We start from the raw sequence: 18,811 nt of genomic DNA on the forward strand, positions 1-18,811 counted from the left end.
ATCAGCGCGCCGCGGACACCAGCGTGGACACGCCGAGCGTCGCGATGATGCCGGCGGTCCCGCGGTCGATCGCACGCTCGACCCGCGGGCGGTGGAGCCACTCGACGGCGCGCCCCGCCACGACGGCGATCAGGGCGAAGTAGACCAGCCCGACCGCGGCGAAGATGACCCCCAGCAGCAGCGTGGCGCCGAGCGTCGCGTGGTGACCGGGCAGGAACTGCGGCACGACCGCGACGAAGAACAGCCCCACCTTCGGGTTCAGCACGTTGGAGAGCAGGCCCGCTCGCAGGGCGGCGCCGGCTCGCACGCCGTACGCGCCCTCGACCTCGCCGATCCCCCTGCCCCGTCGCACCAGTGCCCGGACCCCGAGCCACAGCAGGTAGAGCCCGCCGGCGATCTTCACCACGCGGTACGCCTCGGCGGACTGCTCGAGCAGCGTCGCGAGGCCCGCCGCGACGGCGAGCGCCCACAGCAGCGAGCCGGTCGCGGACCCGGCGGCCGCGGCGAGCCCGGTGCGCGTGCCGCCGAGGCTGAACCGCAGGACGAGGAACGTGTCCGGGCCAGGGGTCAGGGCGAGGAGGACGCAGAGTCCGGCGAAGCCGGCGAGAAGCGAGAGATCCATTTTTTCCTGAGAAACAACATAATGCACAAGGTAGAAACCAAGACCGTCAGAAGGATAACAAAGTGCACGTCGATGCCGCATAGACGATGGCAGTGTGACCGACGTCTCGCCGCCGGACGCCGCAGATCGACCAGTCTCGCCGCCCCGCACGAGGAGGCGTGAGCGGGCCCGCGTTGCCTACGCTCGTGCTGTGACCACGCTCGCCGACCTCCAGGTCTCCTCGCTCGGCCCCTCCCGGTACGACTCCCCGCTCGGGTCGTACGTCGCGGGACGCAAGACCAACGAGTACTACGTCTCCGAGGACGACCGCGTCCTGTACGACGACACGATCTCCCTCCTGGAGCAGCGCGGCGAGCCGGTCGAGCGGTGGCCCTCCTTCGAGCCGGGCGGACCGCGCGCCCGCATCTTCCACGACCCGGCGACCACGCACGTCGGCGTCGTCACGTGCGGGGGACTCTGCCCCGGCCTCAACGACGTGATCCGCGCGGTAACGCTGGAGCTCTACACGCACTACGGCGTCACCCGCGTCACCGGGTTCCGCAACGGCTACGCGGGGCTGGTGCCCGAGCTGGGGTTCGAGCCCGTGACGCTCACCCCGGGTCTCGTCGGCTCCATCAACGAGCGCGGCGGCACGATCCTCGGCACCTCGCGCGGCGCGCAGGACCCCGTCGTGATCGTGGACCGCCTGGTCGAGCTGGAGATCAACGCCCTCATCGTGATCGGCGGTGACGGCTCGATGCACGGCGCGCACCGGATCGTCGAGGAGATCGCCGCTCGCGGCCTCGAGATCGGCGTCGTCGGGGTCCCGAAGACCATCGACAACGACATCCCCCACATCGGGCAGAGCTTCGGCTTCGCCACCGCGTTCGCCGAGGCGGCCAAGGCGATCACCGCGGCGCACGTGGAGGCCGAGTCGGCCGAGAACGGGGTCGGGCTCGTCAAGGTGATGGGGAGGCACGCCGGGTTCATCGCCTGCTACTCGGCGCTCGCCAACCACGACGCCGACTTCGTGCTCATCCCCGAGGTGCCGTTCAGCATCGACGGCGAGAACGGGCTGCTGCGCTCGCTCGAGCGGCGGGTGAAGGAGCACGGCAGCGCGGTCATCGTGCTCGCCGAGGGCGCCGGCCAGGAGCACGTGGACGCCACGGGCAAGTCCGACGCGTCGGGCAACAGCCGCCTCGGCGACATCGCCACGATCGTGCGCGAAGCCATCGAGGCCGACTTCCGCGACCGCGGCGAGCCGCTCACGCTCAAGTTCCTCGAGCCCGGCTACGGCATCCGCGCCGTCCCCGCCGACGCCTCGGACTCCGTCTACTGCGCGCGGCTGGCCCAGGTGGCGGTGCACGCGGCGATGGCCGGCCGGACCGACATGGTCGTCGGCCGCCGGCGCCACCGCTTCGTGCACGTGCCGATCCCGCTGGTGATCGAGCGCCGGCACTCCGTCTCCCCCGACGGCGACCTCTGGCTCAGCGTGCTCGAGTCCACCGCACAGCCCCTCGACATGCGCTGAGCCCGCCGGGGCCGCGCGAGAGGATCTCGCAACACGCCGTTCGCACGAACGGCGTACGGACGTCACACCGGCGGCCCAGACTGAGACATGGCTACCTGTACGACCTGCGCTTCCTCCGTCTCCGACACCGACGCCTACTCCTGGACGTACGAGAAGGCGCGCGGCACCGCGTACCGGATCTGCGTCTCCTGCTCCCGCGGCCAGCTCGACGCGATCGAGGCACGCTTCGAGCCCGACTGGGCGAGCTGACCGCCGGGCAATAGCAGCCGGGCGGTCCCGCTACCCGGTCGCCGACGTCCGCCGCAGCACCGCGACGACGCGGTCGTTCGCGTCCGGCTCCCCGATCGTGATCCGGATGCCGTCCCCGGGGAAGGGACGCACCGCGAGCCCGTCCCGCCCGAACGCCTCCGCCACCTCGAGCGTCCGCTCGCCCGCCGGCAGCCAGAAGAAGTTCGCCTGGGTGTCGGGTACGGACCAGCCGGCGGCGCGCACCGCCTGCACCGTCCGCTCGCGCTCCGCCACCACGGCGTCGACGCGCTCGAGCAGCTCCTTCTCCGCCGCCAAGGACGCCACCGCGGCCGCCTGCGCGAGGTCGGAGACACCGAACGGCAGCGCCACCTTGCGGACCGCGGACGCGATCCGCGCGGGCGCGACCGCGTAGCCGACCCGCAGGCCGGCCAGGCCGTAGGCCTTGGAGAACGTCCGCAGCACGACGACGTTGCCGCGGGCGCGGTAGTGCTCGAGCGCGGCCAGCCCCTCGACGCCGGGCGCGTGCCGGACGAACTCCGCGTACGCCTCGTCGACGACCACCAGCACGTCGTCCGGCACGGCGGCGACGAACGACGCCAGCGCGCCCGGCGGGACGGCGGGCCCGGTCGGGTTGTTGGGCGTGCACACGAGCACGACCCGGGTGCGCGGGGTGATCGCGGCGAGCATCGCGTCGAGGTCGTGCTCGGCGGTCATGGTGAGCGGTACCTCGACGGGCGTCGCGCCCACCAGCCTGACCGCGATCGGGTACGCCTCGAAGGACCGCCACGCGTACACGACCTCGTCGCCGGGCTCGCACGTCGCCTGCAGCAGGTGGTAGAGCACGGCGACCGATCCCGTGGCCGCGGCCAGGTCGGTCGTCGGCACCGCGTGGTGGTGCGCCAGCGCCTCGTACAGCGCGACCGCGCCCATGTCCGGGTAGCGGTTGACGTGCCGTGCGGCGGCGTCGACAGCGTCCAGAACGCCGGGCAGCGGAGGGTACGGGTTCTCGTTGCTCGACAGCTTGTACGGCACACGGCCGTCGGTGGTGCTCGGCGGGCGACCGGGACGGTAGTCCGGCACGCCGTCGAGGGCTTCTCGGATGCGGGGTTCTCCCATGGCCGCACCCTAGCCAGACGAGGGCCGTCGCTGCCACGGCCTCGGTGCTAGCGTCGCGAGCGGCCGCCGACCCACGCCCGAGGAGCTCCTGTGCCCGACCCGACGATCCTCATCGGTCTCGTGGCCCTGGTCGCCCTCGTGCTCCTGCGGACGTGGCGACGTCGGGGCCTCGCCCGCACCCGTGAGCAGGCGCTGGGCACCGGACTTGTCTTCGAGACCGACGCCACGACGGCCGCGTCGCTCGTGGACGACGTCGCGAGCAGGACGGTGAGCAGGCCGCTCGGTCCTGGACGGTGGTCGCTGCTGACCGGCTTCGGCGAGTACGACGCCTCCGCAGGCTGGGTGCGTACGCCTGCCGGCGAGCTCGCCTTCGCGGCCCTGACGGCGCCCGACCGCGAGGGCGCTCCGGACGGCGCGGCGTGGCTCGACTTCCGCGACCGGCTGACGAGGTCGGCCCGCAAGGCGGGGGTCCCCGTCCGGGAGACGGACACCGGCACGTTCACCGCGTCGACCGCACGCGGAGGCGCGACCGTGTGGACCTCGTCGGCACACCCGGCCTGACCTCCGGCGCGACCGCGCGTGAGAGCATCCCTGGGTGGCACGAGCGGAGTCGAAGGTGGGTCTCGGGTACGCCCTCGTCGTCGGCGGTGCGTGCTTCTTCATCGTCAACGCCGGGGTCTCCCGGGTCGTGATGCGGGCCGGGATCGACCCGGCGCTCCTGACGACGCTGCGGACCACCGGCTCGGCGCTGCTCTTCGTCGCGTTCGCCCTGGTGGCCGACCGCAGCGCGCTGCGCGTGCCCCGCGGCCGTGAGCTCGCGCTGCTCCTCCTGCTCGGGATCGTCGGGGTGGCGGGCGTGCAGTGGACCTACAACATCGCGATCGACCGCATCCCGGTCGGGATGGCGCTGCTGCTCGAGTACCTCGCGCCCGTGCTCGTCGTCCTGTGGGCGCGGTTCGTGCAGAAGCAGCACGTGCGCCGCACGATGTGGCTCGCCGTCGCGATGACCCTGGCGGGCCTGGCGCTCGTCGCGCAGATCGCCAGCGGGCTCGCGTTCGACGGGCTCGGCATGCTCGCCGGGCTCGGCGCCGCGGTGTGCTTCGCGTGCTACTTCCTCGTCGGCGAGCAGGGCGTGCGCGACACCGACCCGGTGCGCGTCATGGTGTGGGCCTTCACGTTCGCCGCGCTGGTGATGAACGTCGTGAGCCCGGTCTGGACGACACCCGACCTCACCGCTCCGGCGAACCTGCTCGGCGCCCTCGACGCGTACGAGGTTCCGCTGTGGGCCGCCGTCGCCTGGGTGGTCGTGCTCGGGACGCTCACACCGTTCTTCATGGAGCTCAGCGCGCTCCAGCACCTCCCGGCCACGGTCGTCACGATGGTGGCGACGCTCGAGCCGGTGGGTGCCGCCGCGCTCGGGTGGGCTTGGTTCGGCGAGTCCCTGGACGCCGTGCAGGTGCTCGGCGGCCTCCTGGTCGTCGCCGGCATCGCGCTCGCTCAGGCGTCGCGTCCCGTCGAGCCCGCACGGGTGCCCGAGGTGGCAGGCTGAGCGTGACCGCCGGTCTGCTTGGATGGGCGCATGAAGCTCGTGCTCACCTGGTTGTGCAACGCCGCCGCGATCGCGGTCGCGGCCTGGATCTTCGCCGGCATCAGCGTCGGTGACGCCGGTCAGGACGGCTGGGAGAAGGCCGGCACGCTGCTCGTCATCGCCGCCGTCTTCACGGCGATCAACCTGACCGTCGGGCGCATCGTCAAGCTCATCTCGATCCCGTTCATCGTGCTGACGCTGGGCATCCTGCTGGTCGTCATCAACGCGCTCCTGCTGCTCTTCACCGCATGGGTCACCGACGTCCTGCCGATCGAGTTCCACGTCGACGGCTTCTGGGTCGCGCTGTGGGGCTCGATCGTGATCTCGCTGGTCAACATGGCGCTGCGCCTGTTCGTGGACACGGACTGACGCACCGCGGCTACGGTGATCGCATGACCCCGTCCGCACCCGAGCACCCGTTGCGCGTCGCCGTCGTCTGCCTGGGCAACATCTGCCGCTCCCCGATGGCCGACGTGGTCCTGGAGCAGAAGCTCGCCGACGCCGGTCTGAGCGACGCCGTCGTCGTCGACTCCGGCGGGACCGGAGACTGGCACCGCGGGGAGCCGATGGACCCGCGGGCCGCGGCGATCCTCACCGAGCACGGCTACGACCCGTCACGCCACCGGGCTCGGCAGGTGACCGGCGACTGGTTCGACGACCACGACCTGATCCTCACCATGGACGAGTCCAACTTCGACGACGTCCGGGCACTCGCGCGGACGCCCCAGGACCGCAGCAAGGTGCAGATGTTCCGGTCCTTCGACCCGGTGTCGACACCGGGCGACGACGAGGTCCCCGATCCCTGGTACGGGGGGCCCGAGGGGTTCGAGCACGTCCTGCGGCTGATCGAGCGCACCTCCGACGCCATCGTGGCCAACGCCCCTGAGCTGGTCACCGAGCTCGCCAGATAGACGGCAGTGACGCCCCGTCGTGTGTAACGTCGGCACATGGCGCGCATGGGGGGCATCGCAGCGAAGGCCGAGGCACTGCTGGGAGTGGCGGTCGTCGCGACCACACCCGTCGCCGGAGGCGACACCAACACCGCCACGCGGTTGCGGCTGACCGACGGCCGCAGCGCGGTCATGAAGACCCGACCCCACGCTCCGCACGACTTCTACACCTCCGAGGCGGAAGGGCTGCAGTGGCTCGCCGACGGCGGCGCGCCGGTGCCCGAGGTGCTCGGCGTCTCGGAGGACTGCCTGGTCGTCTCCTGGGTGGAGCCCGGCAAGGCGACCGCCGACGCGGCGGAGCAGCTCGGACGCGCCCTCGCCGCGACGCACCGCGCGGGCGCCGACGAGTTCGGCTACCCCCGTGACGGCTACATCGGGCTCGCGCCGCTGCCCAACAAGCCGGCGACGACGTGGACGGAGTTCTACGCGACCCGCCGCGTCCTGCCCTACCTCAAGGTCGCGGTCGACCGCGGTGCGATGACGCCCGAGGAGGCGGCACCCGTCGAGGAGGTCGTGCGCCGGCTCGACGACCTGGCAGGTCCGACGGAGCCGCCCGCGCGTCTCCACGGCGACCTGTGGTCGGGCAACGTCGTGTGGTCGACCGAGGACCGCGCCTTCCTCATCGACCCGGCGGCGCACGGGGGCCACCGCGAGACCGACCTCGCGATGCTCTCCCTCTTCGGCATCCAGCACCTGCAGCGCATCCTCGACGCCTACGACGAGGTCGCGCCGCTCGCCGACGGGTGGCACGAGCGGGTCCCGCTGCACCAGCTCCACCCGCTCCTCGTGCACGCGGCGCTCTTCGGCGGCGGCTACGGCGCCCGCGCGAGCGCGGCGGCCGAGCACCTCCTCGCGGGCGAGCAGCAGCGGGCCGAGCGGGCGGGGTGAGGCTCCCGATACCGGGTGCTGCTGGGTCGAACCTGGCACCCTGTCCCCATGCGCATCCTCGTGGTGGACGACGACCGGGCGGTCCGTGACTCGCTCCGGCGGTCGTTGGAGTTCAACGGCTACGACGTCGACGTCGCCTCCGACGGCGCCGAGGCGCTCGCGCGCGTGCCGATGATCGGCCCCGACGCGATCGTGATGGACGTGATGATGCCGCGCCTCGACGGGCTCGAGGCCACCCGCGCGCTGCGGGCCGCGGGCAACGACGTCCCGATCCTCGTGCTCACCGCGAAGGACGCCGTCGACGAGCGCGTCGACGGCCTCGACGCCGGCGCGGACGACTACCTCACCAAGCCGTTCGCCCTCGCCGAGCTCCTCGCCCGGTTGCGGGCGCTGCTGCGACGCGCGACCCGGGCGACCGCCGAGGACGAGGAGGAGGTCGTCCTCGAGTTCGCCGACCTGACCATGAACACCGCGACCCGCGAGGTCACCCGGGGCGAGCGCCACATCTCGCTCACCCGCACCGAGTTCGCGCTGCTCGAGCTCTTCATGGAGCGGCCCAAGCGCGTCCTCGAGCGCTCGTTCATCCTCGAGGAGGTCTGGGGCTTCGACTTCCCCACGACGGCGAACTCGCTCGAGGTCTACGTCGGCTACGTCCGGCGCAAGCTCGAGGCCGACGGTGAGCCGCGCCTGCTGCACACCGTCCGCGGGGTCGGCTACGTCCTGCGCGAGACGGCGCCGTGACCGGGTCCGCGTGATGGAGGCTGCCGCCCATACCCGTTCGTGGCGCCGCTGGCTGCGCGAGCACGCCCAGCGCGTCTCCCTGGCGACCCGCGTCTCGCTCCTGACCACCGCCGCCGTCGGCGTCACCCTCGCGTTCGTCAGCGCGATCATCTACGTGAGCGTCGAGTCGGAGTTCACCTCGAGCCTGGACGACAACCTCAAGCTGCGTGCCGCCGCGGCGGTCCGCGCCGGCATCGGGACCGAGTGGGAGATCGAGGGTCTCCCCCAGTCCGCGCTGGTCGCCGCGGACGTCCAGATGGCCGTGATCTACGCCGGCCAGTCGTACCCCGGGCTCGAGGCGTTCATCGGTCCCGAGGAGAAGGCGGTCGCCGCCGGGGAGTCCTCGCACTCGCTCCGCACGGCGAACATCGACGGCACCGACTACCGCGTCGTCGCCGTCAACGCCGCGCCCGGCAAGGCACTGGTCGTCGGGCAGTCGATGGCCAACGTGGAGGCCGCGCTGTCTCGGCTGAAGGTCGTGCTGTGGGCGGTGAGCGGCTTCGGCGTGCTCGTCGCCGGACTGCTCGGCTCGGTCGTCGCGACCGGCGGTCTGCGACCGGTACGCCGCCTCACCACCGCGGTCGAGCAGGTGGCCCGCACCGAGGAGCTGCGCCCGATCGCGGTCTACGGCCACGACGACCTCGCACGCCTCACCGTCGCCTACAACCAGATGATGGTCGCGCTCAACGCGTCGCAGGAGCGGCAGCGCCAGCTGGTCGCCGACGCCGGCCACGAGCTGCGGACGCCGCTGACCTCGCTCAAGACCAACATCGAGCTGCTCGGCCAGGCCGAGACGCGCGGCGGGATGTCGAGCCAGGCGCGCCTGGAGCTGATCGGCGACGTTCGGGCGCAGCTCGACGAGCTGACCACGCTGGTCGGCGACCTCGTCGAGCTGGCGCGCGACGCGGGCGAGCCCGACCCCGAGCCGATCGACCTCGCCGAGGTCGTCGAGACCGCCGTCGACCGCGTCCAGCGGCGCGCCCCCGGGGTGGCGTTCGAGGTGGTCGCGGAGCCGTGGATCGTGATCGGGGAGTCGCGCGCACTGGAGCGGGCCGTGACCAACCTGCTCGACAACGCCGCGAAGTGGAGCCCGCCGCTCGGCGAGGTCGAGGTGCGGCTGCGCGACGGGGTGCTGTCGGTCCAGGACGCGGGGCCAGGGATCAGCGACGAGGACCTCCCGCACGTGTTCGACCGCTTCTACCGCTCGCGCGACGCCCGCCGCCTGCCCGGCTCCGGACTCGGCCTCGCGATCGTCGCCCAGGCCGCCCAGCGCCACGGCGGGACGGTGACCGCGTCGCGCGGACCGAACGGCGGCGCGCTGATGACGTTGCGGATCCCGGGCCACCGTGCCGAGGGCGCGCCGGCGTCCTCAGCCAATCCATAGACAGCTCTTCCTCGGCTCCTAGTCCGGTCTCAGCGCCCTCTAAGTCGGGCCCGCCATGCTGGTGCACATGAACGATGAGTCCCGTCCGTCAGACCCCATGGGTCCGGCTCCGCAGTCGGCGCCGCAGCCCACTCCCACCTACGCGGCGCCGAGCAGCACGGGATATCCCGCCGGCTCGGCGTACACGCACCGCTACGGCTCGGCCGCCGGCACCGCCCAGGACAGCCCGAGCGAGCACACCCAGGCCTACCCCTTCGGCTTCACGCCGCAGTCGGTCACGCCGCCGCAGAAGAAGCGCCGGGGCGGCGGGTTCGCCGCCGCCGTCGTGACCGGTGCGCTCGTGGCCGGCCTGGTCGGCGGCGTCGGCGGTGCCGCCGGCTACAACGCGCTGAACGACGACAGCACCCCGACCAGCACGCAGTCGTCGCTCGACCCTGCGTCGAACGCCTCGACCAGCAGCCTCCCCGAGGGCCAGATCGAGAAGGTCGCCCAGACCGTCCTCCCCTCGACCGTGCAGCTCAACGTCAAGGGTTCGCAGGCCAGCGGCAGCGGCACCGGCATCATCATCAGCAGCGACGGCGAGATCCTCACCAACAACCACGTGGTCGAGGCGGCAGCCGACGGCGGCGAGATCACGGTCTCGTTCAGCGACGGCTCGATCGCGCGTGCCTCGATCGTCGGTCGCGACCCGGTGACCGACCTCGCGGTCGTCAAGGCCGAGGGCAAGAGCGGCCTCAAGCCCGCCACGCTCGGCAGCTCGGCGGACCTGCGGGTCGGCCAGGAGGTCATCGCGATCGGCTCGCCGTACGGGCTGGAGAGCACCGTGACCTCCGGCATCATCTCGGCGCTCAACCGCCCGGTCCAGGCCGGCGAGTCGGCCGAGACGAGCAACGTCTTCCCGGCGATCCAGACCGACGCCGCGATCAACCCGGGCAACTCCGGCGGGCCGCTCGTCGACGCCAACGGCGCCGTGATCGGCATCAACAGCGCGATCCGCACCAGCGGCGGCAGCGAGTCGGGGTCGATCGGCCTCGGGTTCGCGATCCCGGTCGACCTCGCCAAGAACGTCGCCTCGCAGCTGGTCGACGGCAAGACGGTCGAGCACGCCCGCATCGGCGTGACCGTCGCCGACGCGGTCGAGTCGGACGGGATGACCACCATCGGCGCCGAGGTCAAGTCGGTCACCGACGGCAGCGCCGCCGGCAAGGCGGGTCTCGAGGCCGGCGACGTGATCGTCCGCATCGACGACCAGGCGATCGCGTCCTCCGACGCGCTGGTCGCCACCATCCGCGGCTACCAGCCCGGTGACAAGGTCAAGCTGACCTACACCCGCGGTGGCGAGCAGAAGACGACCGACGTCACGCTCGACTCCGACGGCGGTTCGCTGGGTTCCTGACCCAGACCCTCCCCCGGCCGAGGGCCGTACGCGCGACACCGCGCGTACGGCCCCCTTCCATGTCCACGGGGGCGCTCCGCGCGGCACACTGTGTCCGTGCGCACCGTCCTGCGGGTCCTCGGCCGGCTCGTCCCGGTCGGGCTCGCCGTGGCTCTGGCGGCACGGTGGCTCGACGTCGCCGCACGCGGGACGGTCCCGGTCGTGCAGGCCCTCGCGCCCCTGTGGGTCGCGCTGACCGCCGTCGCGCTGGTCGTGGTCCTGCTGGCGCGACGGTGGCGCGTGCTGGCCTGGTACGTCCCCGCGGTGGCGCTGGCGGCGTACGTCGCGGCGGTGGACCTGACGGCCTCCGGGGGCGCCGCGCAGGCCGACACCCCGGGGCGGGAGCTCGTCGTGGCCTCGCTCAACGCCGACTACGGCGGGGCCGACCCGGACGCGGTCGTCCGCGTCGCGCGGGACCGCCGCGTGGACGTCCTCGTGCTGCTCGAGGTGAACGCGGACTACCTCGCGCGCCTGGACGAGGCCGGCATGGTGGAGGTCCTCCCGTACCGGTCGCACGCCGCGCGTGACAACCCGGTCACCGGCTCGATGATCCTCACCGGCCACCCGATCGTCCCGGTCGTCGAGCCGCCCGAGCCCGGGGCGTACGCGTTCGAGCAGCCTGCCGCCGACATCTCCCTCGCCGGCCGCACCGTGCGCGTGCGCGCGGCCCACCCGTGGCCTCCCGTCCTGGGCGGCGCCTCCGCCTGGCGTGGTCAGCTCGACGACCTCCGGGTGTGGGCGCGGGCCCAGCCGCCGGAGGTCCCGCTGGTGCTCGCCGGCGACTTCAACGCGTCGACGGCGCACCCGGTGTTCCGGCGGCTGACCGACGACCTCGTCGACGCGGTGGACGCGGCCGGGCCGAGGCTCGCCCCGACGTGGCCGCGGGGGCGTCTCGTCGTGCCGCCGTTCGTCGCGCTCGACCACGTGCTCAGCCGCGGGGCGCCCCCGCGCGACGCCGGGACGTTCGTCGTCGACGGCACCGACCACGCCGGGGTCTGGGCACGGCTGCGAGTGCCGTGACGCGGCTCAGGCGAGCAGCTCCTCGACGAGCTCGCCGATGACGCGGTCGCCGTGCTGGGTCAGGATCGACTCCGCGTGGAACTGGATGCCGCGGAAACCCGGTCCCGAGACCGTGTGGACGTCCCCCGTCTCCGCGTCGACCTCCACGCTCACCCGCGACGGCAGCCCCGACGCCGGCTCCCGCGCGACGAAGGTGTTGTAGAACCCGACGGTCTCCGTGCGGCCACGCAGCGGCAGGGCGGACTGGGTGCCCTGGAACACGATGTCCTTGTACGCGAGGTCGAGCCCGAGCGCGCCGCACAGCACCTGGTGGCCCAGGCAGACGGCGAGGAACGGACGGTCCGCGGCGAGCAGGTCGTCGACGGCCCGGCGCACGGTCGCGATCTTGGCGTCCTCGAGGTCTCGCGGGTCGCCCGGACCGGGCCCGACGACGACGAGGTCGAAGCCCTCGAACGTCGCGAGCCCCGCGTAGTCCTCGTGCCGCACGACGTCGGTGCTGATCCCGAGCACGCCCAGCACGTGGGAGAGCATGTTGACGAAGTCGTCCTCGTTGTCGAGGACCACCGCGCGCTTGCCGGCCAGCGCGTCCACGGGGACGGCCCCCGACTGGTCCGACAGCCAGAACTGGCTGAGCCGCTGATTGCGGGACCCGAGCGCGATCAGCACCTCGTCGTCGTGCGCGAACGCGTCGAACCCCTCGGTCGGGGCGGGCGCCGCCGGGACGAGCCCGAAGGCGCTCAGCACGCCCGCCGCCTTCGCGTGGGTCTCCGCCGTCTCGTAGTGCGGGTCGGAGTCGCGGACGAGCGTCGCCCCGGCGGTGACCTTGAGGTTGCCGTCGAGGTCGACGTCGGCCGTACGGATCAGGATCGGCGAGTCGGCGGTCGGACGTCCCTCGGCGTCGCGGCCGAGCAGCGCGGCGGCAGCGGCGTAGTAGCCGCGGCCCTGCGCCTCGTACTTCTTGATCAGCCGGCACGCGTTCTCGACCGGGCTCCCCGTCACCGTCGCCGCGAACATCGAGTCGCGCAGGACCTCGCGGACGTCGCGGTGGGTCCGCCCCGCGAGGAGGTACTCGGTGTGGACGAGGTGCGTCATCGGCTTGAGGTACGGCCCGAGCACCATGCCGCCCTCGCTGCAGATGTCGCACATCATCTTCAGCTCCTCGTCGACGACCATGAAGAGCTCGTAGATCTCCTTCTCGTCGTCGAGGAAGCGCAGCAGCTCTCGCTTGCGGTCGGCCTGCGTGTCCAGGCCGCGGAGGCGGAACGTGCCGGAGATGGGGTTCATCCGCACCTGACCGGCGTCCACGCTCACGTGCCGCTCCGGGCTCGCCCCGATGAGGTAGCGCTCGCCGGTGAAGATGACGAACGTCCAGTGCGCGCCCCGCTCGCGCTCGAGCAGGCGGCGCAGCACGGTCAGCGCCCCGGTCGGGCCCCAGTCGGCCAGGCGCGCACGGTAGTGCCGGCCGATGACGAGGTTGGCCCCCTCGCCCTGACCGATCTCGGAGTCGATCACGGTCCGGACCATCTCCGCGTACGTCGCGTCGTCGGTCTCGAACCCGCCCTTGTCGGCCAGCGCCACCTCGCCGTCGGGCAGGGCGGCGAGCAGGTCGTCCAGGGCCACCTCGAGCGACGTCTCGGCCGCGATCACCGACAGCGGTGTGCCGTCGTCGTGCGCCTCGAAGCCGCGCTCGCGCACCTGCCGGTACGGCACGAGGACGAGGGAGTCGAAGGTGGCCGGTGCACCGGCCTGCGGCTCGGCCAGCGGCACCTCGAGCAGCGAGTCGACGTCGGTCCGCGTCCCGCCGAGCAGCACGACGCGGTCGGAGTCGCGGACGCGGATGATCGCGTACGACGGGAGCGTCAGCAGGTGCTCGAGCGCTGCGGCGGCATCGGGCGCCGCGCCAGGAAGAAGGGGCATCGTCGGTCCTTGGGGTTCGTCGGCCGACGGGCTCACCAGACGCGGCCGAGGAGGCGGGTCTGGGATCTGCACGAGACGCCACCTAGAGGTGGCGCCACCAACCGAGCGTGGTCCGTGCGGTCATGGGCGAGAGCGTAGCGCACCCGTGGCCGCGCCCGGCGCGCGTCTCATCCCCGGACGAACGGAGGACGGGCCGGAAGCGGGAGCCGCAGGTCGGTCAACGGGGCCAGGCCGACGAGCACCAGGGCCGCCGCGAACGGGGTGAGATCCAGGTCGATCGTGGCGACCACCGCTGCGGCGACGACCACGACCGGGCTCCAGCCGGGCAGCGCGCGCCGCTCCACGAGCAGCACGAGCAGGCTCACGACCGCCACCACCAGGAGCAGCAGCCCGAGCTGGAGCACCGCACCCGACGCCGGTGTCACGGAGGCGACCGAGGGATAGAGCTCGCCGAGCACCACCCATGAGGTGGCCGCGGCGCCGCCTGTCCCGGCGGCGATGAGGGCAGCGACGGCGGCGGGCGAGCGGCGCCGGTCCACGACTCGCCCCAGCCCGACGACGAGCACCCCCAGCAGGAGGAACGCGAAGAGCAGCATCGCGTGGCCGAGGTCCCACGCGGCACCCCCGCCGTACGAACCGTCGACGCGGTCGGCGACGCGGAGCAGGCCGGCGAGGAGGAGAAGCAGCGGTGCCACGATCGCCGGTCCGACGACCAGCGGCTGGCGCGGTCCGGGTGCCACGAACGAAGTCATGGCCCCACACTCCTCCGGGCGCACCGGCCGTGCCCATCGGTGAGTCCACGGAGACGACCCCGGGTCGTCCCCTGGGGCGTCACCGCGTCGGCTCGGACGTGGCCGCGGTCGTCGGCTCCGTCGTCGGCGACGTGGGCGACGTCGGCGTCGTGGGCTCCGACGCGACGTCGATCGGCACGAAGGCCTCGACGCCGATGCTGCCGTCGGGGTTGAAGTTCACCGGCTGCAGCCCGACCGGGCGGCCGTCGCGGTAGGTGATGAGGGTCGTCTGCGCTTGCCGGCGGAGCTTGCTGCCCAGCGCGAACGCGAACGCCGCCCCGCCCGTGCTCGCGTTCGTGAACGTCACCGTCCGCCGTCCGTCCTCCGCCGTGACGACCGTCGGACCGCGCTGCACGTGCAGGTGGCCGGAGAGCACGAGATCGACGCAGCCCGCTCCGGCGACCTGCTCGCCCGTCGTCGGGCTGTGGACGACGACCGTGCTCACGTCACCGTCCTCGCACGCGGTGTCGGTCAGCTCCTCGCCCTGCTTCTTGATCGACGTCGACCCCTGGCTCCATCCCGCTGTCAGGCCGGAGCTGCGCGGGTCGCTGTAGCCGAGGAACCGGATGCCCTCGACGTCGACCGGTTTCCCGTCGAGGACGGTGAAGCCTTCCTTCTTCATCTGCTCGGCGACGAAGTCGCCCTCGTCGTGGTTCCCGGCGACGGCGACGACGGGCATGTCGCCGAACTGCTGGGCGAGCGACCGGATGCTGAACCCTTCCCACGAGCCGCCCGTCGAGGTGTCGTCGCCGGCGTCGATGAGCAGCGACGCGTCGACCTCGTCGGCGACCGCGCGGACGACCTTGTCCATGCCGATGTTGTCGTGGCGGTCGGCGACCAGCACGGCGACGATCTCGCCGTCCTCGGGCTGGCGGAGCTGGTCGGCGACCTCGGGGACCCGGTCCGCCATCGCGCCGTAGAACTTCACCGAGGTGTCGTACGTCGTGATGGCCGACTCGACGATGGCCTGGCTGGCGTCGGTCGCGGACCCGGAGGAGATCTGGACGTCGTCGAGGTCGAGGTCGTCCGGGATCTCGGGATAGACCTCCTCGAGCGGGCGCCAGCGTGCCTCGTCGACGGCCTCCTCGGCCGGCTCGGGCCAGGTCAGCAGGATCAGCGCGAGGACGGCCACCAGACCGAACGCGGTCATCGACCGGAGGGGGCCGTGCGGGATGGTGCGGTGGCGTACGGCGCTGCGGACCCGAGCCGCGACCTCCTGGCGACGGCGCCGCCCGACCAGCATCCAGCCGGCCACCAGCATCAGGACCACGGCGAGACCGGCACCGAGCCCGCGCAGCACCGACGCGATCGCGATGTCGCGGACGACCGCCGTGATCTGGTCGATCTCCGCCTGCGGCTGGGACGCGATCACGGCGTCGCGGGCGACGACCTCGTCCAGGCTGTCGGCCTCGGTGTCACCGATGTCGATCGTCACGCCGACCGACAGCGGAGTGTCGACGGGCATCCGGATGCGCGGCAGGACCGACCCGAAGTCGAGCGTGGCGTGCCCGTCGAAGGTCGGCGTGACGATCGCGGTGTGCGCTCCGACCACGGCGGTCCGGTGCGAGTTCGTGAACGTCACCAGCGCGACCGTGCCGGAGACGACGAGGCCGACGACCACGAGCAGGAGGACGGGCAGCCAGCCGCGCCGACGGCGGCGCGCGGTCTCGGTCGGGCGGTCGGCGGTCGCGGGGGTCTCGACGTTCGCAGGCATCGCGTTCAGTCTGTCGCACCGGTGGGTGGCGCGGGGGTGGCCGTGTCGTGATCTTCGGTACGGCGCACCGCGGCGCGGCGGATCTCGGACACCCGTGCAACTTGGACTGGCGCCCAAGATGTGACGCACCTAACATTCGTGAAGCGCAGTTGCACACCGAGTGAGGGGCGGACACATGCGGAGCAGCGAAGACCGACGGCCACGTCGGGCGAGACGGATGGCAGGGACGGCCGTCGGGGCAGCGTTCGCGCTGGCCCTCGGTCTGGTCGGGACGTCGGCGTCGGCGCAGGGCGGCTGGTGGGAGCCCACCGACCCGCCGGCGGTCGAGTCCGAGGTCAACGTGACGGGCGAGCCGTTCCGCGGGACCGCCGCGAACGGCGACGTGCGCGGCTACGTCGACGCGCACACCCACATGTTCTCCGACGAGGGCTTCGGCGGGCACGCGGTCTGCGGCGCGACGTTCAGCGAGCAGGGCATCGCCGACGCGCTGAAGGACTGCGACGGCCACGGCGTCTCGTTGCTGGAGAACCTCACCAACTCCGCCAAGGGCGCCGGTCCGCTCGACAGCCACGACACCACGGGATGGCCGACGTTCCCGGAGTGGCCGTCGTACTCGTCCTTCACGCACCAGCAGATGTACTACAAGTGGGTCGAGCGGGCGTGGCGCGGCGGCCAGCGCATCATGGTCAACGACCTCGTCTCCAACACCGGGCTCTGCACGATCCTCGGCGTGGTGGCCGGACCGAACGAAGCGCCGTGCGACGACATGGACGCGGTACGCCGCGAGGCCCGCAAGACGTACGCGCTCCAGGACTACGTCGACCGCCAGTACGGCGGCGCGGGCAAGGGCTGGTTCCGCGTCGTCACCACGCCGCAGCAGGCGCGCAGCGTCGTCGAGCAGGGCAAGCTCGCCGTCGTGCTCGGCGTGGAGGTGTCCGAGCCGTTCGGGTGCAAGCAGGTGCTCGGCGTCGCCCAGTGCGACAAGGGCGACATCGACCGCGGGCTCGACGAGCTCAAGAGCCTCGGCGTCAGCAGCATGTTCCTCTGCCACAAGTTCGACAACGCGCTGTGCGGCGTGCGCTACGACGAGGGCACGACGGGCCTCATCGTCAACGTCGGCCAGTTCCTCACCACGGGCACCTGGTGGAACCCGCAGCCCTGCAAGCCGGGGCAGACACCGGACAACACGGTGATCGGCGGCGTGATCCCGAAGGAGCTCTCGATCATCCCCGGGCTGCCTGCCATGCTGCCGGTGTACCCGACGGGCCCGCACTGCAACCCTCGCGGGCTGAGCGACCTCGGCGAGTACGCGCTCAAGGGCATGATGCAGCGCAACATGATGGTCGAGCTCGACCACATGAGCGCGAAGTCCGCGGACCGGGCCTTCGAGGTCATGGAGGCAGCCGGCTACCCGGGCGCGCTGTCGAGCCACAGCTGGCTGGCCGGCACGTCCACCGAGCGGCTCTACCAGCTCGGCGGCTTCGCGACCCAGTACGGCCACTCGGTCGGGGAGTACGTCGCCGACTGGCAGGCGACGCGCGCGCTGCGCCAGAAGTACGGCGTCGGCTACGGCTACGGGACGGACATGAACGGCTTCGGCGGGACGCCCGCACCGCCGACGAACGACAGCCAGAAGATCACGTACCCGTTCACCTCCGTCGACGGCGGCGCGGTGCTCGAGCGGCAGCGTACGGGTCAGCGCGTGTGGGACTACAACACCGACGGCGTCGCGCACTACGGCATGGTCCCCGACTGGATCGAGAGTCTTCGCCGCACGGCGGGGTCGGCGATCACCGACGACCTGATGGCCGGGGCACAGTCGTACCTCGACACGTGGGCCGCCAGCGCGTCGTGGGCACCGGGTCTCAATCTCGCCCGAGGCGCGACGGCGACGGCGAGCTCGACCGAGTGGACGCTGCTCGGCACGCTCAAGCCGCCGCGCGCGGTCGACGGCTCCCTCTCGACGCGCTGGGCGAGCCGGTGGGGCCACGACGACGAGTGGTTCCAGGTCGACCTCGCGACGGCGCGGCAGGTCTCGCGGGTGACGATCGACTGGGAGGACGCGTACGCGTCGCGCTACCGGGTCCAGACCTCGCTCGACGGCACGACGTGGACCACTGCGGCGACCGTCGAGGCGTCCAACGGCGGGTCGGACACGGTGCGGGTGCCGACGACCTCGGCCCGCTACGTGCGGGTGCAGGGGGTCGCGCGCGCGACGCAGTACGGGATCTCGATCCGCGAGCTCGGCATCTTCAGCTGACGAGCCCCCCGGCCCACGCCCGCGTAGCGTGGGCCGGGGGTGGTCGCGGTGGCGCGTGTGCAGGTGGTCTACGAGTCGATCTGGGGCAACACCGAGTCCGTCGCCCGGGCGATCGCGGACGGGGTCGCGTCGCGCCTCGGCCCGGACGCGGTGACGGTGCAGCCGGCGTCCGCGCAGACGTCGCTCGACCCGGAGGCCGACCTGCTCGTGGTCGGCGGACCGACCCACGCCTTCGGGATGTCCAAGGCGGCGACCCGGGAGTCCGCACGCGACCGCGGTGCGGCGAGGATCCCCGACAGCGGGATCCGCGAGTGGATCGCCGGGCTGCCGTTCCCCCGCAACGCGGTGAGCGTCGCGACGTTCGACACGCGCACGGTCTCACCCCGCCTCCCTGGCTCTGCGGCCAAGAAGGCGCTCAAGCGGCTCGTCAGCCAGGGCTTCGAGCCGGCGGCGAAGCCGAAGACCTTCGGGGTGCACGGGTACGAGGGACCGCTCGCGGACGGCGAGCTCGAGCGCGCCCGCGCCTGGGGCGCCCAGCTCGCCGCCGGCGTACCGGAGTGACCCGGAGACGCCAGAGAGTGACCCGG

Annotated in this window: 18 protein-coding genes; 13 read left to right on the plus strand and 5 right to left on the minus strand. The window is 72.5% G+C overall.

From position 1 onward, the window contains the following. Nucleotide 1: 1 nt before the first annotated feature. Complete coding sequence (locus ACQSSQ_RS14775) at nt 2-622, minus strand: LysE family translocator (RefSeq protein ID WP_431327840.1); 621 nt, start codon at nt 620-622, stop codon at nt 2-4. A 190-nt stretch (nt 623-812) separates the two neighbouring features. On the opposite strand from ACQSSQ_RS14775, the gene ACQSSQ_RS14780 reads away from it, so the two are divergent. Both ACQSSQ_RS14780 and ACQSSQ_RS14785 read left to right on the plus strand, forming a co-directional pair. Continuing rightward, on the plus strand, nt 813-2,132 hold the full coding sequence (locus ACQSSQ_RS14780) for an ATP-dependent 6-phosphofructokinase (RefSeq protein ID WP_431327841.1): 1,320 nt from the start codon (nt 813-815) through the stop codon (nt 2,130-2,132). An 87-nt stretch (nt 2,133-2,219) separates the two neighbouring features. Next, a complete protein-coding gene (locus tag ACQSSQ_RS14785) occupies nt 2,220-2,381 on the plus strand; it encodes a hypothetical protein (protein WP_431327842.1) in 162 nt (53 codons plus the stop codon). Between the two features lie 30 nt (nt 2,382-2,411). On the opposite strand, the gene ACQSSQ_RS14790 is transcribed toward ACQSSQ_RS14785, so the two are convergent. After that, nucleotides 2,412-3,497, minus strand: coding sequence for a histidinol-phosphate transaminase (locus tag ACQSSQ_RS14790; protein ID WP_431327843.1), 1,086 nt, complete (start codon nt 3,495-3,497; stop codon nt 2,412-2,414). 90 nt (nt 3,498-3,587) lie between these two features. On the opposite strand from ACQSSQ_RS14790, the gene ACQSSQ_RS14795 reads away from it, so the two are divergent. From ACQSSQ_RS14795 to ACQSSQ_RS14835, 9 genes are all read left to right on the plus strand, one after another. Then, nucleotides 3,588-4,058 carry a hypothetical protein gene (locus tag ACQSSQ_RS14795; RefSeq protein ID WP_431327844.1) on the plus strand — a complete coding sequence of 157 codons (471 nt, stop codon included), beginning with the start codon at nt 3,588-3,590 and terminating at the stop codon, nt 4,056-4,058. Nucleotides 4,059-4,092: 34 nt separating this feature from the next. Further along, nucleotides 4,093-5,046, plus strand: coding sequence for an EamA family transporter (locus ACQSSQ_RS14800; RefSeq protein WP_431327845.1), 954 nt, complete (start codon nt 4,093-4,095; stop codon nt 5,044-5,046). Between the two features lie 30 nt (nt 5,047-5,076). After that, entirely contained in the window at nt 5,077-5,454 is a 378-nt protein-coding gene (locus tag ACQSSQ_RS14805; protein WP_431327846.1) for a phage holin family protein, read from the plus strand. Between the two features lie 23 nt (nt 5,455-5,477). Further along, on the plus strand, nt 5,478-5,996 hold the full coding sequence (locus tag ACQSSQ_RS14810) for a low molecular weight protein-tyrosine-phosphatase (RefSeq protein WP_431327847.1): 519 nt from the start codon (nt 5,478-5,480) through the stop codon (nt 5,994-5,996). 36 nt (nt 5,997-6,032) lie between these two features. After that, on the plus strand, nt 6,033-6,923 hold the full coding sequence (locus ACQSSQ_RS14815) for a fructosamine kinase family protein (RefSeq protein ID WP_431327848.1): 891 nt from the start codon (nt 6,033-6,035) through the stop codon (nt 6,921-6,923). Nucleotides 6,924-6,971: 48 nt separating this feature from the next. Continuing rightward, on the plus strand, nt 6,972-7,664 hold the full coding sequence (locus ACQSSQ_RS14820) for a response regulator transcription factor (protein WP_431327849.1): 693 nt from the start codon (nt 6,972-6,974) through the stop codon (nt 7,662-7,664). A 13-nt stretch (nt 7,665-7,677) separates the two neighbouring features. Beyond that, nucleotides 7,678-9,087 carry a sensor histidine kinase gene (locus tag ACQSSQ_RS14825; RefSeq protein WP_431327850.1) on the plus strand — a complete coding sequence of 470 codons (1,410 nt, stop codon included), beginning with the start codon at nt 7,678-7,680 and terminating at the stop codon, nt 9,085-9,087. A 67-nt stretch (nt 9,088-9,154) separates the two neighbouring features. Beyond that, the gene (locus ACQSSQ_RS14830) at nt 9,155-10,483 is read left to right on the plus strand and encodes a S1C family serine protease (protein WP_431327851.1); all 1,329 of its coding nucleotides are present in this window, start codon (nt 9,155-9,157) and stop codon (nt 10,481-10,483) included. A 96-nt stretch (nt 10,484-10,579) separates the two neighbouring features. Then, on the plus strand, nt 10,580-11,542 hold the full coding sequence (locus ACQSSQ_RS14835) for an endonuclease/exonuclease/phosphatase family protein (RefSeq protein ID WP_431327852.1): 963 nt from the start codon (nt 10,580-10,582) through the stop codon (nt 11,540-11,542). A 6-nt stretch (nt 11,543-11,548) separates the two neighbouring features. Here ACQSSQ_RS14835 and ACQSSQ_RS14840 read toward each other — a convergent pair whose 3' ends face one another. The 3 genes from ACQSSQ_RS14840 to ACQSSQ_RS14850 form a co-directional block, all read right to left on the minus strand. Continuing rightward, nucleotides 11,549-13,459, minus strand: coding sequence for an anthranilate synthase family protein (locus tag ACQSSQ_RS14840; protein ID WP_431327853.1), 1,911 nt, complete (start codon nt 13,457-13,459; stop codon nt 11,549-11,551). 167 nt (nt 13,460-13,626) lie between these two features. Further along, nucleotides 13,627-14,211: a hypothetical protein gene (locus ACQSSQ_RS14845; RefSeq protein WP_431327854.1), complete on the minus strand. Its 585-nt coding sequence runs from the start codon at nt 14,209-14,211 to the stop codon at nt 13,627-13,629. A 79-nt stretch (nt 14,212-14,290) separates the two neighbouring features. Next, entirely contained in the window at nt 14,291-15,964 is a 1,674-nt protein-coding gene (locus tag ACQSSQ_RS14850) for a metallophosphoesterase family protein (protein ID WP_431327855.1), read from the minus strand. Nucleotides 15,965-16,181: 217 nt separating this feature from the next. Between ACQSSQ_RS14850 and ACQSSQ_RS14855 the strand changes: the two genes are divergently transcribed. Both ACQSSQ_RS14855 and ACQSSQ_RS14860 read left to right on the plus strand, forming a co-directional pair. After that, entirely contained in the window at nt 16,182-18,224 is a 2,043-nt protein-coding gene (locus ACQSSQ_RS14855; RefSeq protein WP_431327856.1) for a discoidin domain-containing protein, read from the plus strand. A gap of 48 nt (nt 18,225-18,272) precedes the next feature. Continuing rightward, nucleotides 18,273-18,785 (plus strand): flavodoxin family protein, encoded by a 513-nt coding sequence (locus tag ACQSSQ_RS14860; protein WP_431327857.1) that lies wholly within the window; start codon nt 18,273-18,275, stop codon nt 18,783-18,785. Nucleotides 18,786-18,811 lie beyond the last annotated feature (26 nt).

The sequence above is a fragment of the Mumia spirodelae genome (assembly GCF_050632745.1).
In the GTDB taxonomy this organism is placed as follows: domain Bacteria; phylum Actinomycetota; class Actinomycetes; order Propionibacteriales; family Nocardioidaceae; genus Mumia.

Coding starts and splice junctions, on each gene's coding strand:
- ACQSSQ_RS14775 (WP_431327840.1), bottom strand. CDS start 622: ATGGATCTCTCGCTTCTCGCCGGCTTCGCCGGACTCTGCGTCCTCCTC.
- ACQSSQ_RS14845 (WP_431327854.1), bottom strand. CDS start 14,211: ATGACTTCGTTCGTGGCACCCGGACCGCGCCAGCCGCTGGTCGTCGGA.
- ACQSSQ_RS14785 (WP_431327842.1), top strand. CDS start 2,220: ATGGCTACCTGTACGACCTGCGCTTCCTCCGTCTCCGACACCGACGCC.
- ACQSSQ_RS14840 (WP_431327853.1), bottom strand. CDS start 13,459: ATGCCCCTTCTTCCTGGCGCGGCGCCCGATGCCGCCGCAGCGCTCGAG.
- ACQSSQ_RS14855 (WP_431327856.1), top strand. CDS start 16,182: ATGGCAGGGACGGCCGTCGGGGCAGCGTTCGCGCTGGCCCTCGGTCTG.
- ACQSSQ_RS14815 (WP_431327848.1), top strand. CDS start 6,033: ATGGCGCGCATGGGGGGCATCGCAGCGAAGGCCGAGGCACTGCTGGGA.
- ACQSSQ_RS14820 (WP_431327849.1), top strand. CDS start 6,972: ATGCGCATCCTCGTGGTGGACGACGACCGGGCGGTCCGTGACTCGCTC.
- ACQSSQ_RS14825 (WP_431327850.1), top strand. CDS start 7,678: ATGGAGGCTGCCGCCCATACCCGTTCGTGGCGCCGCTGGCTGCGCGAG.
- ACQSSQ_RS14790 (WP_431327843.1), bottom strand. CDS start 3,497: ATGGGAGAACCCCGCATCCGAGAAGCCCTCGACGGCGTGCCGGACTAC.
- ACQSSQ_RS14810 (WP_431327847.1), top strand. CDS start 5,478: ATGACCCCGTCCGCACCCGAGCACCCGTTGCGCGTCGCCGTCGTCTGC.
- ACQSSQ_RS14830 (WP_431327851.1), top strand. CDS start 9,155: ATGAACGATGAGTCCCGTCCGTCAGACCCCATGGGTCCGGCTCCGCAG.
- ACQSSQ_RS14805 (WP_431327846.1), top strand. CDS start 5,077: ATGAAGCTCGTGCTCACCTGGTTGTGCAACGCCGCCGCGATCGCGGTC.
- ACQSSQ_RS14850 (WP_431327855.1), bottom strand. CDS start 15,964: ATGCCTGCGAACGTCGAGACCCCCGCGACCGCCGACCGCCCGACCGAG.